This window comes from Bradyrhizobium sp. P3_C3, assembly GCF_056402655.1.
On record NZ_JBFUGY010000049.1, the window covers coordinates 13,857 to 27,755 of the forward strand.

Below are 13,899 nucleotides of genomic sequence, written 5' to 3' on the forward strand. Positions count from 1 at the left end.
CGAGGTCCGCGTTGTTACGCGCGCGCCGTTGTGACCACAGAGTTGATCCGCAAGGTTGAGTCCGCTCGGCACCTACGAGACGTGGGATAACTTTTGGAACGACACCAGTCCTGCGGATCATTTGGCGGCCGCGCGTCACCTATCCGCCTATCCCGGGCCGGCCCTTATCGCTGTAGAGCGGAGCGATCTCGCGGTCGATCCAGTCCCAATCGATCTTGCCGGCGAGCAGAAAAAGTTCGTGCTTCATGTTGATGATCTGGTCCAGCCGCGCCCGGGAACAAGGTCACTCGATTGTTGTGTTTCTTCGCCGCATCATCCCCTCGGATGCGTCACAGAATCACGGTCCGCAGCACAAGGAAACTAAAATCGCAGGGGCTGATGGCCTTAACCTCCCAATCCCTGCAATCTCAAACCGCCTCAAACCCAAAGATTGTTCACGGACGATTCACTACACTATTGTCTCGAAGTGATCTTGAGGATCTGCGCGTTGTTCGCTGTGACAATCGTGTCGTTGGCAGTCGCGATCACGACACGAACGAACTGCAGGAATTTGGCAGTATCAACCGTTGCCGCATTGGCCGCGAACAGCACGTCCTTGTCCCGCATGTCAAATTTGGTCGCAAGGAAGTAGGCAGCCGGATCCCTGAAATCCGCGTTGTAGACGATCGGCACCGTGGGACCGACGAACTTGGAACAATCCACACCCAGCCGCTCCGCGAGTTCCCGCGGCTCCCGTCGGTAAACGTAGACACCGCTGGGCTCGGCTTGGGCGTCCAGCAGGCCTCCGGCCTTGGCCATGGCCTGCGCCATGTTGATTTTCCACATGTCGAACGGGAACTGCCCCTGCGCGCCCGACGCACCAAAGGCCAAGAAGATCTGCGGCTCGCGATAGACATAAATCGTATCGCCGGGATGCACCCAAATATTGTTCATAGGGGTGTAAACCAAGGCCCCAAAGGGAACCGTGGCGCGCTTTCCGTGACGCTCAAGCGTCACCCAGGTTTCCCAGCCCTGTCCCTTCGGGCCGCCGGCCCGCGAGATGACGTCCAGTATACGCTCGCCGGCCGCGTTTGCGGTGAGACGTGTCGGCGCATTGACCTCACCGAGGACGCTGATGAGCGACGTATTTTGGGTGATCAGCGACACCACCACCTGCGGCTCGATCGCACGATTCCCAATCGCCTTGACGATATCCTGCTGAATTTCACTTGGCGTACGGCCATTCGCCTTGATCGCACCCGCATACGGAACGGTGATGAATCCGGCCGAATCGACATTTTGGTTTGGCAGCGAAACAAAGTTACCCGGGCGAACGCCAGCCTCGGCCGGGATGAACAGGCCGCCCGCGGCCGCTTCGAAAATGGATACTGCTACGACGTCGCCAATGCCGAATTTAATGGATGGCGGCGGGCGATTGTCCGGGAAGGATCCAGCAATGGCACCAGGACCGTACTCCCTGACGATATCGACGACCGTGGGGGTTAGCTTCACCAGCCCATATTCCGGGCCATTGACCGTCTGCTCGCTCTTGATGACGTGGTCCTCAGGACCCGACATCGGCATGATCGAACACCCCGCCGAACTGAGCAGAACAGCCGAAAGTATGCCCACCAGGACGAAGCCCCGCTTCAACACCACCCAAGTCCCCAATTTATCAGTCCGCAAACTCAGCGAATTCCCCAAACGAGTCAACGAACAGCGGACCCAAAACGCCGGTCGCAACGACGATAACCTGAAGATGTTGCATTGCAGTTACAGGGCGCACGGTGCCCCAGACAGACAGGCTCAATACACATTCCGGCGGTTTGTAAGTTCCAAACAGGTGAGCATGAGGACCTTAAGGTCAAGCGCGAGGCTCCAGTTATTAATGTACCAGAGGTCGCAATCGATCCGTCCCTTCATTTGCTCCACGAGGGCGGTCTCGCCTCGATAGCCCTTGACTTGGGCCCAGCCGGTAATGCCCGGTTTGACGTGGTGCCGGAACGCATAATCCGACAGCAATTTGCCATAGTGGTTATCATGCGCCAGCGCATGCGGCCTTGGCCCGACCAGCGACATGTCCCCCATCAGAACGTTAACGAGTTGGGGAACCTCGTCGATGCTGCTTCGACGGAGGAGCCGTCCAAACTTAGTGACCCGCGGATCAAACCGCTTGGCCTGGACTACCGTGGCACCATCCTCCATGACGGTCATCGTCCTGAACTTGAAGATGGAAAACTCCTTAGCGTTGAAGCCGTTGCGCTTCTGCCGAAAGAACACCGGTCCAGGTGAGTCCAACTTGATGACGATCGCACTCAGAATCATCAAGGGAGCGAACACGACCAGCCCGATGATGGCTCCGACGATATCGAGCAGGCGCTTGGATGCCTGCTCCGCCCGCGACAGCGGTCCCCGCTGAATTTCCACCGAAAGTGAATTCTGCAATCTGAACGAGGGATTGCCCGCCAGCGAGCGGATTCGGCGGTCCGGCAGCAATCGAACCGGAAGCGGCGAGATCCTAAGCCCATCGCGAACGAGTTCGACCTTGCGGGTATCGCTCCAAGGAAATGCCAAAACGATTGCTTCGGCCCCTCGAATGCGTGCGACCGCGATCGCGTGCTCTAGCGTTGTGGCCTCGCCCGCGCTCATCGCAAAGCCGCCTCCTCCTCCAGCCGGGAACGCCACGCGCTCGACTTCCGTAAAGCCATATTTTCCTAGCAATTCTTCGAAACCAAGCGCGGCCAATTCCTCGCCAGTGCCCAGCAAGACGGCGCGCTGGCCCTTTACCTGCCCGTCAGCAACCACACCGGCCACGATGCGTTTGGCAAACCGCCGACAACCCATCAGTAGAAAGGGCGCAAGCAGACTTACGAAGATGACAGAGCCGCGAGAGTATACGGCACCGCTCTTCATCAAGAAAGCCAACGAGGTAAGCAAGAGAATAACTAGGGTCCATTGCGCGAAGATCCGGCCCGAATCCCTTCGCTTCTTCGCAAGCGCGGCACGAAGATCATACAACCCGGTCGAGTAGCCAATCAGCACATAGAGCAATGCTGCAACGGGGCCAACCCCGAGCACTGGCTCAAGGTGATCAAGGCTGCTCTTGGCAAGAATTTGGTACAGTCCAGTCCCAACCACGCTCGCAAACAGGATCACTGCGGCGTCAAACGACGCGACCAGATGTGCAAGAGCGGAATAAGGGATTTTAATGCCGATCCGGCGGTCCCGCAGATCTTCAACCAACCGAGCACTATCGATTGTATCCCCCGATAACGCCGGCGCGTCCGGCGCGCGGTGACCGTCTGTCGGACGGGTCGAGATTGAGCTCTGAGGGAACAAGATCGCCTCCTTGACAATGCCAATGCTTAATTGAACTTTGCACCCACCAGCAGATCATCGGTAATATTGCATTGCAATAAAATAATGCGATGCATTAATTCAAATTTGAAAAGGGCGCCTGCTAGTGCCAAAAAAGTGAGCAGGGAGTCAAGTCACGGTTTAAAATGTCAGTCCGAGTTTCGATGAAGAGCCTCCATTGCGCCCTCGCCATCATCGCGCTGCTTTCAATTCCGAACGCGCGATCAGAGCAGACCAACTCCGGGACGCGGGGATGCGTTACCGGGGTCGGAGTCGATCGGCAGCGAGAATGCGATACCGAAGTGTCTAAAGAGGTGGGCAACGGCAGCAACATCATCCTGCTTAGTGGAGGGTGGCAGCTGGTCAAGACCAGCAACCCGTCAGGCGGACCGGACGCGGTCTCTATTATGCACGTTGCTGATGTGAAGAGGTCCGACATTGGGCTCGCGGGCCTCAGCCTCCAATGCGGCCGGCAAGGCATCGAAGTCCTTCTCATCATCCTAGAGCGGATGCCGCGCGGCGAGCCGAAGGTCACCCTGACATCTGGGAATGGCCGAATTGCGGTGTTTAATGCACCCGTCGTGCAGGCTGGCCAAGCTCTGTTGTTGCCTCGCAACGCCGCGGAGTTCGCAACCCGTGATTGGCAACAGGCTAACGAGCTCTCTATCGAAATTGAGGGAAAGTCTACTTCGATCCGCGGAACGGTCCCGATCGGCGGACTTACTGTTGCTTACCAATTGCTAACCGAGAGCTGTCCTGCACGATGAGGAAAGGCGACTTGTTCGGGAACGTGTTGAGGGTTCCTTAGGAAAGTAGGTGGAATGGTGGCGCTGGAGACACACAATGACCCCAGTTGCCATATTCCTATTTCTCGCTGGTGCGGTCCTCGCTTGGCGTTTTCGCGTGTGGATTCTTGTGCCTTTCAGCCTGATCGCGGTCATTGTCACGTTCCTGATCCAGCTATCGTTTGGTGCAGGAATAGCTGCTGCGTGCGGATATGGGTTTCTGATGGGATTCGCCCCGCAAACCGGCTATGCTTTCGGCCTGTTGGCGCAGACCACGTTGCTCGCCCGTTATTCGCGGAAACAAACGTTTTCTCGCAAGACATCCGTAGCCGCACTCTACAGACGAATGTCGGCCGACCACTCCGGACGGTAAATGGCCTGCCGGTGCGTCCGTAGACGCAACCGACTGGCTCAAGGTGCCGGCAAAAGGCGTTTGGCGGCGCTGTCTCCGCATGCGATATTAAATCGACTTGCGAATCGTCGCCCGCTCGCGCTCCTCCCTAACCATTTTGAAGTCTTCAATTGTCGATCGCCTTTTCCCTTCTGATCGCACTGTTAGCCGCAACTCCAGCCGCACCATTCATTAGCTACATCTTCATCCAGCACACCCTGTATTTGCTCGCCCCGATCATGCTGGCGTCGGTCGCCACTGAGGCGAGCCCGGCGGATATCACCGCCGCTGCGACGCTCCGCAGATTTGCTTGGGCAGTGCTTTTCCCCATCGTATGGATGATCCTTCAAATCGTTCCACTTCCAATTGCATCGCTTACCAGTCCCATCTGGCCCACCGCAGCGGTCGCACTAAATGACCCCTTTTTGGCCAGCCGGATCAGCATCGATCCGGGAAGCACCTTGCGCAGCCTGACGTGGTATTTGACCGTGTTATCACTGATCATCTCAACGTTCGTGATCGCCAGAGATCGAAAACGGGCAGAAATCCTTCTGCTTACAGTGACGGGCGCAGCGACATTCCTTGCGCTTGAGAGCTTGGCCGGTCATCAGATCGAGTTTCTCGCGACAGCCGTCCCGGACATCGGCAGGTCAAATAGCCATTCCTTTGCCGTGGCTGCCGTCATTGCGGCACTGGGAAACAGTGCAATGATTGCCATGGCAATGGAGCGATATTCAAACCGCGCCGGCGCCGTCCTCCCCTTGAGCGCTCCGCTGCTCTTGCGCATTGCTCTCGGCATCACGGGAATCGTTGTTTCCCTTGCTTCCTTTGCCGCGTTTGGAAAGGGAATGCTGTTTGGGCTGACCGGACTTGGGTTCGCTACCATGCTTTTCGTTGCGACTGCCCGCCGCCTCGGTTTCCGGCCCTGGCCATCGGCAATCTTGGCAGCGGTCCTGATCGCAATGGCGGCCGTGGCAACGCTATCCCTGGCACAATCCACTCCCTTCGTTGATCTCCTGGACTTCGTTAGATACGACGATCAGGCATCTCTCGCCGTGGCGCGGCGCGCCATGTCCGATAGCTCCTGGACCGGAAGTGGCGTCGGTACGTTCGCACGGGTCGCGCGGATTTATCAAGATTATGGTGCTGGCAGCACGCTTGCCGCCCCTTCGACCGCAGTTTTGGTTGCCATCGAATGGGGACGCGTCGCCGTGCCAATTCTTGCAGGGTTTACGCTTCAGCTTTTCTTATTCGCCTTGTGCGGCGCCGTCGGGCGCGGACGGGACTCGTTCTTCGCGTCCGCGACGGCCGCTATCGTGGTTGTCGCCCTTTGCGAGAGCTTTGTCGACGTAAGCATGTTGAACCCGACGGCCCAGATCATGCTAGCCGCGGTGATCGGCCTAGGCCTTGCGCAAAGCACAGGACGAACCAGCTCAATCTCAGGCCACCTAGACCCTGCTGCTTACGATCGTCGTCCAAAGCTTTGAGTTGGGCATCTGCATGCGCACCCAACGATAGGGGACGCGCGACCACGGCTTGATCTGAGAGGTCATATTGTCGAGCACCAAATCTCCGTTCGTGGTACGGACAACGAGAATGAGGTGATGCTCGCCGGAATTGACGACGACCTCGCTCAACAGCAGGGCCCGCGCCGGCCAGCCACGCGCCAGCAATTCATGCCGCTTGCTGACTGCATAGTCGTTGCAATCGCCGCGCGCTGGGTTGATCACCCATTGTTCGCCGGCCAAGCCGAGCTCATTTCTCTCGGGGGCGATCTCCCGGTTAACGATCTGGTTGACTTCCTTCAGATCCCCCCATCGATCCTCGGTCAGCCGAACCGGCCCGCCCCGAAACATCGGCCGTGTGCGGCACTCGTCCCGATACCGCAGGCAGAATTGCGTATATGCCATTGGCGGAAGGGTTGGGGTCTCGAGCTTAATGCGCTGGATTGCGGATTGAAGCCCCATCGGCATTCCCAGAAGTCCCGCATGGACCGGCTCGAACCAAATGAGACCGGCGGCGATAACCCCCAGAGCCAAAGTTGTGATTTTACGCATTGGTTGCTCCCCGCATGCTTATTGGCTAGGAAGCTAATCTCAAGAGTTTGAAATTCTGCGGCATTTCGCCCGCCAAATGGACTCAAAAGCCAAGCAGATTCTTGCGATTCCGTTTACTATGTGCGCTCAACGCAGTTATTCGAGCGATTGACGCCGGAAGACGAAAAGGCCGCCAAGTTCGGCAGATGATGAGATTGTCGAAATCGAGAAATCGGACGCGAAAGCCGATTCTGCCGGAGGGCATTCGCATCTATGCGATAAGCGACATTCATGGATGCGCCGATCTTCTCCAGCAAATGTTCACCGTAATCGACCGCGATCTCACCACGATAGGATCGAGGCGCGCAATCCACGTTTTCCTCGGAGACTACATTGACCGAGGACCTGACTCGAATCGAACCATCGAACTGCTGATCGAACGTGGCATGAAGCATGAATCGGTGTTTTTGAAAGGCAATCATGAGACCTTCCTTTTGGACGTACTGAACGCCCCCTCGCAGCTTCAGAACTGGAAACGATATGGCGGGCTCCAAACCTTGGCGTCATATGGACTTAGCCCCTCTCTCAATCCAGATCCGGCTGAACAAGACGAACTCATTCGGCAATTATCGCAGGCAATTCCGGTCCGTCAGCTGTATTTTTTGAGGAGCCTGCGCGCGCGCTTCGTATGCGGCGATTTCTTTTTCGTGCATGCGGGCGTCAAGCCTGGCGTCGCCTTGGCAAGACAACAAGAGCAGGACATGCTCTGGATCCGTGAAGAATTTCTCGAAAGCAATCAGAACTTCGGAAAATACATCGTCCACGGCCACACCCCCGTCCAGCAGCCAGACATACGGCCGAACCGAATAAACATCGATACTGGCGCTTATGCTACGGGCAATCTAACGCTTTTAGCCCTTCAGGACGACAGTATGCTCGCTCTTTAGTTGACGCATGGCATGCCGTTTTCTCTTGGGAGATTTGATGAATTCAACAACCAGAATTCGTGCCCTAATATTAGCCCTTGCCGCAGCGGTCGGCTGCTTCGGGATCGCATCAGGAGCCGCGGAAATGACGGCTTTGAATCGGCCGGATTTCCCAAAGGATCCAACCAAGATCAATCTCAACTCTAACGCACCAGTCGAATGGATCGGAACGATCTCACCGTTGCGCTCCGACCTTGAAGGCAACCAGGCGCTGGTTCTGGCACTACAGGCGATCCAGCAGGCGAGAGCCGATCACGGGATTCGAGCAAACAGCGAACTTGCCCGTTCGCATCTCAAGCACGCTCTTTCCTTGGCGCCGTATGATGCCGAATTGTGGTTAGCATTGGCGGTGCTGGAGGCCGGGCAAGACCCCGACGGACCTGCAGCAATCGAATCGTTGAAAATGAGCTACTTCACTGCGCCGAGCGACGCGCGACTGATGCCCTTGAGACTTGCTGCAGTCACTCAATTTGATGCCCTTGCCAGCCCAGATCTAAGGGACTTGGCCCAGGGTGATGTACGTCTCATGTTGACGCGGCAACCGGATCAGACGCAGGCGCTAGTGTCGGCCTATCGGCAAGCCTCCAGCCGGGGCAAAGAGTTCTTGAAGGGGGCGATTCGGACCGTCGATCCCGCACGTCTCAGAGCGTTAAGCGGCTAGTTGGAGCGGGCAGGTGCCGTAGATGTCGCGGAGCGGGTCGGCTCCACAGCTGGCTTTTGGGGATATTGCTCGTTCCTCGCAGAACGTCTAAGATCTACTCCAGTTGGGGGACCTACCATGCGATCAATATTTGGATTAGCTGCGCTCATCTGGTGCTTATCCACATTGGTGACCCCGTCATCTGCTGCCGACTACGCGATCCCTGTGGTGAAGCATGCAACGCGCGTTCCTTACATTGACCGGGGTCCAAATCCATATTGCGGTCCGCGCTGCGGATGTCCGACCGTAGTCAAGATTCGGCACAAGTCGCTTCAACAGGCTTATCCCTATACGTTCGATCCCCGTACGAAGGATGAGCCTCATTATTATTACGGGCCAGTACGAACTTATGTGCGCTATATGAACCCGTTGGACCCCCACGGGGTCTTGGTCTACTAGTATGGTCGCCGACTTGGCGCCGCCGTTAGGTTCCATTTAAACGGAACCGCGTAATCTCGTTCGTAGAACGAGGTGATTTTGATGTATGCGGTCCAATTGCTGTCGTGCGCATTTTTGGGATGCACGACTGTTACACTCAGCAGTTACATTTTGCTGCGACACTGCTTTATGCAGTGGAGCGACGAGTCCTAGGTCGCGTCCTATGACCGATAAGGCTTAACGGCTTTCCCTCACACCAGGCTTGTAATCGGGAAACCGGCACAACACCTCCGCTTTGAGGAGCTTGTAGTGAGCAATGGAAGAACCCAGTTCCTTCAGGCGGCGCTGGCCATTTTGGATTTCCCTATCGAATAGGTCCTGATGATGATTATCTAGGGCCTCACGCTCCAGATATTCGTCATCGCCATTGCCGAGCGTTACGGCCGCGCGTGCCAGCACGTCCTCGACCCGCCGGTTCAGGCCCGATTGCTCTCGCTCGGCGGCCTGCAAAGCGTCTTCGATTGCGGTCATGATGGCGCCGATGCGGGACTGATCGGTTTCGGCGTCGCGCTCGGGGGACCGGGCGCGGAACTCCGCCTCTCCCCTAATGCGGTCTCTCAGAAAATTGTGGGTACGGGCCCGCAGGAACAGCTGGAACATACGTGCATTTTCCGATTGAGGAGCCAGACAGAAAATGGGTCCAGATGGTTAATAAAGGCTAAAGCCTGCGGGCCGCTCACCGCGGTTTTGAGCTATCCATGCCTTCCATGCACCTTCGTGCTTGGCGTACAGCTCTTGCCAACGCTGCTCACCGGTAACGGGCCACAGGATGTCTTCGTCGCGTACGACGGAGCTATTTTCCGGATTGCCGACCGGTTGGCTATCGAGCCGTTCGAATTCGAAGGTCTCTTCGAGAGTCAACCCTATCAAAACGCGTTGCCCGCCTGCATCAACGAAATATCGCCGCGGAGCGTTATTCCTGAGGTCAGTCATGGCTCGCTACCCCTCCCGAGATCCACGGCCCGCTTAACGAGCCAAGGCGACGGCCATAGACCCAGACGAACAGCGGTCCACCCGCAACCGGTATGACCAACGCAACGAGCCAGATCATCAACTCAAATCCCAACTCAACAGCGCAAGGTGGCAATCAATGGCCTACAAAATCCGGGCGCAAACCTAGCCAGCCACCAACCCGGCAGACAACGGCGGCCGCGATTTAACCTAACCGAACATGGTTACCTCGGTCATACCAGATGTGTTCCGCCAGCCACTCTCTCGGCCCGTCAATAATTAAATCTCGCTCCGATTGCATATCGTCAAAATGCGCGCCGAGTGGCCGGCCGGGATGTGGAGGAACCATAGGGTGCGTAGAGTTGGCGCATGTGCTTGCGCTTTCGCGATCGCCACGCACGCGCGGCGTAGCCAACACCGAAGCCGGCGAAGAAGATCAAGATCACGATCAAGACTGGTGTCATCGGAAAATCTTTTCATTTGCGGAACGCTTCTCCCAGACTCATCATTCTCATCGTGCAGTTGTGTCGACATGATGATGACTACTGCTGATTTGGTTGTCAGGCGTGAGAAATCTTGGGCAGCAATCTGCTTGAGGATCGGTCATACGCGTTCGTTCAACTGAGAAACCATAGGACCAATCTCACCAGCAACAGGGTGATGAAATAGATCCAGCCCGCCATAGCGATCAACGCCACGCTGAGGAACGCGCCTTCGAACGCTCGTTCTCGAATTTTACTGAAAGGCAATGCCGCCCGGGCCTTTTGAAGCATCTGCGTATTCGCACTGTTCGTTTGTGCGATGATATCCGAACGAATTCGACGATCTCGTGACGAGTGTCATCACGAGATGAGCGAAGAGCGAACATCGAGAGAAAATTCGCCGACGCGATGCCGCTGCACGCACGCGTCATAGTTGGATCAATTCTCGACTAAGATTGTTGCAAGTGACAATTTTACGCGCGACGGCTCAATTTGTATCAGTCGGTATGAATTTTAAAGGTGGGTGCAACGGAGAAATAAATTTCGCGCCAGCCAGCTAGCGCGCGGAACTATCGGCACGAAGTCCGCATTCTGTCCGTCGGTGCCGGACCGAAGCGCCAAGACCCCTTGTCTGTCGAGACGATATCCCCCTGGCTGCAACGTGTCGTCGCTTAGCACGCGCTGGTGGCTATCCTCTCCGGCGGATCTGGCTCGACCATGCGCCGCGGGTCGGTTGAGCCGCCAGTCCCGCGGCACCTGCTCGGCGCGCTTACGTGCATCGCCGACCCTGCGTTTCCATTCCTCGCGAGGAATCAGACTGTCGGGAGAAAGAGCCATGTCGTCTGCCGTCGACATTTCGCCGCCGGCGCGGGCCGGGCCCGGCCATGTTTGGGCCGCCAAGACCAGCGTGACGATTGCGATGGAATCGGCCTTCGTTCACGTCATTACGATCGTCCGAACAGGCCAAGTGCAGTAAAGTCTGTCATGATGGCCATGTCTACCGGCTGCCAGAGCTAGCTGGCATGCACTGACTTATGCATTATCACGTGGCAGACATTCGCTTGGGCTTTGAGGTCACATAAGGGCACTATCTTTGGCCGGGATGGGGTTCTATCCGATGACCGCCGTGGTGCCGAAGCAGCTCTTTGCCTGTCCCCTCATCATCACGACGCAGCAAGACAGCTGCTATTTCAGCGACGGCTCTGAGATCGGCCTGTGCTTCTCCTATCCCCATCAGGACAGCCCGCGTGGACTGGCGGATGCCTTCATCGTCGACCGCGCCAGTTCTGCAAGGACCCCGTCGCCCTAGTGCTGTGGGACAACATCTTCTACGGCAACCGCCTGCCGGAGATGCTGGACCAGGCCGCCGCGCGTGGGCACGGAGCCACGATCTTCGGCACCCCGTCAACACGCCGGAGCAATTTTCGAGCTTGACGCCCGCTGGTGGCGGCTGACGCCGGAGAGGCGCGCCAGCTTCCGCTTTTTTCACGCCTCGACCGATGAGGTGTTCGTCTCGCTCGGCACCAGCGGCCTCTTCAGCGAGCAGACTGGCCATGCGCCGAACTCGCCCTATTCGGCAAGCAAGGCCTCGCCCGATCATCTCGTTCGCGCCTGGCGGGAGACCTACGAGCTTCCCACCATGGTGACCAACTGCTCGAACAATTACGGGTCCTATCACCCACACATAATCAGCACGGACTGGCAGCCGCTGCCGGTCTATAGCGACGACAGCAATGTCCGCGACTGGCACCATGTCGCCGACCACACGGAAGCGCTGACGCTCGTGCTCAAGTGCGGCAGTGGACAAATTCTTGCCCGGCCCGCAGTTCTACACCGCGGCCTCATCGACTTCGTGGCCGATCGGCACGGCCACGACCTTCGCTATACCATGGACCCCGGCAAAATCGAACGCGAACTCGGATGGCGGCCGCGCGAGACTTTTGAGAGTGGGCTCGCGAAGGCAGTCCGCTGGTTCTGCGACAGCCGGACATGGTGGCAACATTCTCGATCGCGGCTACCGGCACACACGAATCGGCCTCGTGCGACGAAATTTCCGTGGTTATACGGAGCGCCACGCACCGATTTCATCCCGGTAAGGTTGAGCAGTTAGCTTAATCCGCGTTGCTTGTTGCGAACTCTCACCGATCGCCTATCCATCTCCGCACCGGGCTCCCCCAAGCCCGGCCCCACCCAAGCAAAGCCGTCGAGCGACATGGGTCCGTTTGGCGGCTTTGTCTTGTATCTGCGAGAGGATCATTTCGGATATGGCGCGCAAGCCCTGGTCATTCAAGGAAGACCGTAGGTTGATGGAGCTGGCCAGGACTTCTACTTCGCTGGAAGAGGCGGCAAAGCAGCTCGGCCGGTCGCCCCACGCGATCAAACGCATGGCGCTGCGCCTTGGCCTGTCGCTCAAATCGAAGGCCACCAAGCAAGGCTGACAGACGCGGTCACGAATCCAATTGAAGTGGAACGGCCGACGGTTCTGTGCGTCGGTGCCGCGTCAATGATGCACTTCGTCATCGACCTTCTTTGGCTCATCCTCGACATCCCTTTCGTGGCGCTGGGCTGTGGGTCACCGGTCTGTTGGCCGCAGGATCCAGGTGCACCGTCATGAATTGAGCGCCGTCCGTACTCGCGCCGATAGGTGTGCCCTACCAACCGCGTGTAGGCGCTGCGTCAAAGTTTGGAACCGTCTCACGACACGCGGCTGTCAAACTTGTCCCGCCGGCGTTCAACGATTTTGTAGGCATTCACCACCAGGCGTTCGGCATTTACTGACACGACGTCGGGAAGGAGGTTGCATTCGACTGCGGTTATTAATCCCGAGCTGGATGAATAAATCGCGAGATCGCAGAGTGCCAGCGCCCCTCGAAGATCGGCAGGTTCAACTTCTTGAGCATGCTGGCCCTCATATACTTGAGCAAGAGAAATAGCCTTGGACGGAGAGCGTTCCTACGGAAGCGCACGTTTCCTACTGACGCTCTTCGTAGCGATCGCAGCGAGCGTCCCCACGCTTAATGTCCGAGTCGATCTCATCGAGCGGGGGAGTGCAGCGAAGCAACGAATACTTGTCGTCGTACGGTGCCGGTTGTCTGCGGCAAACACTCGCGCCGAGCGGCACTTGAATTGCCTGATTTCCGACGGTGTAAAAGCAGTTGTCCGGCTTCTGATCCGCTTTTTTCTCGCCCTGGTTTTGCGCGGCTGCGAGCGCCGGCACGACTAGGACAGCTGCGACAATGGCAAACCTTCGCATCGACGTCTCCTGATTCCAAGGCACTCGAAGTAAACTTAGGAGCCGTTGGTGAGCTATTCAACGCCTACCCGAAGAACAGCTTTGAGGGTGTGCACTTCTTAGGATCAGCGAAGATTGAGTGGCGCGGGACAGTCAGCTGTGGGCGGCTCTCGTTCTGGGTTATGCGAGGGGTCTTCCGATGATGAAGACCTCGGGGAATTACCGACCAAATCCGACGCGACCGCACACCTTGTTCGAGAGAGAGAGACCGCCGACGCTGATAGCAAGCAGCCCGGGAGCTCCAGACCCCCTATAGGATACTGCGCTGCTTAAAAACGGCCCTGCAAGCGATTCTGCGATAAGCACTGAACCATTTCGGGAGTGATTTCCCTCGCACGGAGTCAACCCGACGACCATCCCGAACACAAATTCAATGGGCTAGTTGGGATCGAAAATTGCCCCCAATTCTTCCAGCTATAAGCTCCGAAGGCCACCATTGAAGCTAGCAATCCGGACAGCCACACGACGGGCCGACCGGTGCAAAGAACGCTGCGGCCTCACT

The 13,899-nt window shown here is 57.3% G+C and carries 15 protein-coding genes and 2 pseudogenes; 9 read left to right on the forward strand and 8 right to left on the reverse strand.

The window, feature by feature from the left end; genetic code table 11:
• Positions 1-148: 148 nt before the first annotated feature.
• From AC1DW2_RS36925 to AC1DW2_RS36935, 3 genes and pseudogenes are all read right to left on the reverse strand, one after another.
• Positions 149-265, reverse strand: a pseudogene (locus AC1DW2_RS36925) (transposase); the annotation flags it as partial.
• A gap of 188 nt (positions 266-453) precedes the next feature.
• Complete coding sequence (locus AC1DW2_RS36930; protein ID WP_477008425.1) at positions 454-1,635, reverse strand: polysaccharide biosynthesis/export family protein; 1,182 nt, start codon at positions 1,633-1,635, stop codon at positions 454-456.
• 150 nt (positions 1,636-1,785) lie between these two features.
• Positions 1,786-3,222 (reverse strand): undecaprenyl-phosphate glucose phosphotransferase, encoded by a 1,437-nt coding sequence (locus tag AC1DW2_RS36935; RefSeq protein ID WP_477008426.1) that lies wholly within the window; start codon positions 3,220-3,222, stop codon positions 1,786-1,788.
• A 278-nt stretch (positions 3,223-3,500) separates the two neighbouring features.
• Between AC1DW2_RS36935 and AC1DW2_RS36940 the strand changes: the two genes are divergently transcribed.
• The 3 genes from AC1DW2_RS36940 to AC1DW2_RS36950 all read left to right on the forward strand — a co-directional run bounded on the left by AC1DW2_RS36940 (position 3,501) and on the right by AC1DW2_RS36950 (position 5,999).
• The gene (locus AC1DW2_RS36940; protein WP_477008427.1) at positions 3,501-4,103 is read left to right on the forward strand and encodes a hypothetical protein; all 603 of its coding nucleotides are present in this window, start codon (positions 3,501-3,503) and stop codon (positions 4,101-4,103) included.
• A 76-nt stretch (positions 4,104-4,179) separates the two neighbouring features.
• The gene (locus AC1DW2_RS36945; protein ID WP_354098637.1) at positions 4,180-4,494 is read left to right on the forward strand and encodes a hypothetical protein; all 315 of its coding nucleotides are present in this window, start codon (positions 4,180-4,182) and stop codon (positions 4,492-4,494) included.
• Positions 4,495-4,643: 149 nt separating this feature from the next.
• Positions 4,644-5,999, forward strand: a complete 1,356-nt coding sequence (locus tag AC1DW2_RS36950; RefSeq protein ID WP_477008428.1) for a hypothetical protein — start codon at positions 4,644-4,646, stop codon at positions 5,997-5,999.
• Here the strand turns inward: AC1DW2_RS36950 and AC1DW2_RS36955 are convergent.
• Positions 5,961-6,569 carry a transglutaminase-like cysteine peptidase gene (locus tag AC1DW2_RS36955; protein ID WP_477008429.1) on the reverse strand — a complete coding sequence of 203 codons (609 nt, stop codon included), beginning with the start codon at positions 6,567-6,569 and terminating at the stop codon, positions 5,961-5,963. The two genes, AC1DW2_RS36950 and AC1DW2_RS36955, sit on opposite strands and share 39 nt — an antisense overlap.
• 188 nt (positions 6,570-6,757) lie before the next feature.
• Here AC1DW2_RS36955 and AC1DW2_RS36960 point away from each other — a divergent pair, with 188 nt between their 5' ends.
• A complete protein-coding gene (locus AC1DW2_RS36960) occupies positions 6,758-7,495 on the forward strand; it encodes a metallophosphoesterase family protein (RefSeq protein WP_477008449.1) in 738 nt (245 codons plus the stop codon).
• 37 nt (positions 7,496-7,532) lie between these two features.
• A complete protein-coding gene (locus AC1DW2_RS36965) occupies positions 7,533-8,195 on the forward strand; it encodes a hypothetical protein (RefSeq protein ID WP_477008430.1) in 663 nt (220 codons plus the stop codon).
• A 654-nt stretch (positions 8,196-8,849) separates the two neighbouring features.
• On the opposite strand, the gene AC1DW2_RS36970 is transcribed toward AC1DW2_RS36965, so the two are convergent.
• The 3 genes from AC1DW2_RS36970 to AC1DW2_RS36980 all read right to left on the reverse strand — a co-directional run bounded on the left by AC1DW2_RS36970 (position 8,850) and on the right by AC1DW2_RS36980 (position 10,396).
• Complete coding sequence (locus AC1DW2_RS36970) at positions 8,850-9,272, reverse strand: hypothetical protein (protein ID WP_477008431.1); 423 nt, start codon at positions 9,270-9,272, stop codon at positions 8,850-8,852.
• A gap of 48 nt (positions 9,273-9,320) precedes the next feature.
• Entirely contained in the window at positions 9,321-9,605 is a 285-nt protein-coding gene (locus tag AC1DW2_RS36975; protein WP_477008432.1) for a hypothetical protein, read from the reverse strand.
• A gap of 635 nt (positions 9,606-10,240) precedes the next feature.
• Positions 10,241-10,396, reverse strand: coding sequence for a hypothetical protein (locus AC1DW2_RS36980; RefSeq protein WP_354098631.1), 156 nt, complete (start codon positions 10,394-10,396; stop codon positions 10,241-10,243).
• 544 nt (positions 10,397-10,940) lie between these two features.
• Between AC1DW2_RS36980 and AC1DW2_RS36985 the strand changes: the two genes are divergently transcribed.
• The 4 genes and pseudogenes from AC1DW2_RS36985 to AC1DW2_RS37000 all read left to right on the forward strand — a co-directional run bounded on the left by AC1DW2_RS36985 (position 10,941) and on the right by AC1DW2_RS37000 (position 12,543).
• On the forward strand, positions 10,941-11,081 hold the full coding sequence (locus tag AC1DW2_RS36985) for a hypothetical protein (RefSeq protein WP_477008433.1): 141 nt from the start codon (positions 10,941-10,943) through the stop codon (positions 11,079-11,081).
• A gap of 141 nt (positions 11,082-11,222) precedes the next feature.
• On the forward strand, positions 11,223-11,414 hold the full coding sequence (locus AC1DW2_RS36990) for a hypothetical protein (RefSeq protein WP_477008434.1): 192 nt from the start codon (positions 11,223-11,225) through the stop codon (positions 11,412-11,414).
• A gap of 132 nt (positions 11,415-11,546) precedes the next feature.
• A pseudogene (locus AC1DW2_RS36995) lies at positions 11,547-12,201 on the forward strand (dTDP-glucose 4,6-dehydratase); the annotation flags it as partial.
• A gap of 168 nt (positions 12,202-12,369) precedes the next feature.
• Positions 12,370-12,543: a hypothetical protein gene (locus tag AC1DW2_RS37000; protein WP_354098628.1), complete on the forward strand. Its 174-nt coding sequence runs from the start codon at positions 12,370-12,372 to the stop codon at positions 12,541-12,543.
• Between the two features lie 533 nt (positions 12,544-13,076).
• Here the strand turns inward: AC1DW2_RS37000 and AC1DW2_RS37005 are convergent.
• Positions 13,077-13,358: a hypothetical protein gene (locus AC1DW2_RS37005; protein WP_354098627.1), complete on the reverse strand. Its 282-nt coding sequence runs from the start codon at positions 13,356-13,358 to the stop codon at positions 13,077-13,079.
• Positions 13,359-13,899 lie beyond the last annotated feature (541 nt).

What these genes read in the sequence shown, in the direction of transcription:
- AC1DW2_RS37005 (WP_354098627.1), bottom strand. Translation starts at nt 13,358, where the DNA reads ATGCGAAGGTTTGCCATTGTCGCAGCTGTCCTAGTCGTGCCGGCGCTC.
- AC1DW2_RS36955 (WP_477008429.1), bottom strand. Translation starts at nt 6,569, where the DNA reads ATGCGTAAAATCACAACTTTGGCTCTGGGGGTTATCGCCGCCGGTCTC.
- AC1DW2_RS36945 (WP_354098637.1), top strand. Translation starts at nt 4,180, where the DNA reads ATGACCCCAGTTGCCATATTCCTATTTCTCGCTGGTGCGGTCCTCGCT.
- AC1DW2_RS36970 (WP_477008431.1), bottom strand. Translation starts at nt 9,272, where the DNA reads ATGTTCCAGCTGTTCCTGCGGGCCCGTACCCACAATTTTCTGAGAGAC.
- AC1DW2_RS36965 (WP_477008430.1), top strand. Translation starts at nt 7,533, where the DNA reads ATGAATTCAACAACCAGAATTCGTGCCCTAATATTAGCCCTTGCCGCA.
- AC1DW2_RS36960 (WP_477008449.1), top strand. Translation starts at nt 6,758, where the DNA reads ATGAGATTGTCGAAATCGAGAAATCGGACGCGAAAGCCGATTCTGCCG.
- AC1DW2_RS36980 (WP_354098631.1), bottom strand. Translation starts at nt 10,396, where the DNA reads ATGCTTCAAAAGGCCCGGGCGGCATTGCCTTTCAGTAAAATTCGAGAA.
- AC1DW2_RS36985 (WP_477008433.1), top strand. Translation starts at nt 10,941, where the DNA reads ATGTCGTCTGCCGTCGACATTTCGCCGCCGGCGCGGGCCGGGCCCGGC.
- AC1DW2_RS36940 (WP_477008427.1), top strand. Translation starts at nt 3,501, where the DNA reads ATGAAGAGCCTCCATTGCGCCCTCGCCATCATCGCGCTGCTTTCAATT.
- AC1DW2_RS36975 (WP_477008432.1), bottom strand. Translation starts at nt 9,605, where the DNA reads ATGACTGACCTCAGGAATAACGCTCCGCGGCGATATTTCGTTGATGCA.
- AC1DW2_RS37000 (WP_354098628.1), top strand. Translation starts at nt 12,370, where the DNA reads ATGGCGCGCAAGCCCTGGTCATTCAAGGAAGACCGTAGGTTGATGGAG.
- AC1DW2_RS36990 (WP_477008434.1), top strand. Translation starts at nt 11,223, where the DNA reads ATGACCGCCGTGGTGCCGAAGCAGCTCTTTGCCTGTCCCCTCATCATC.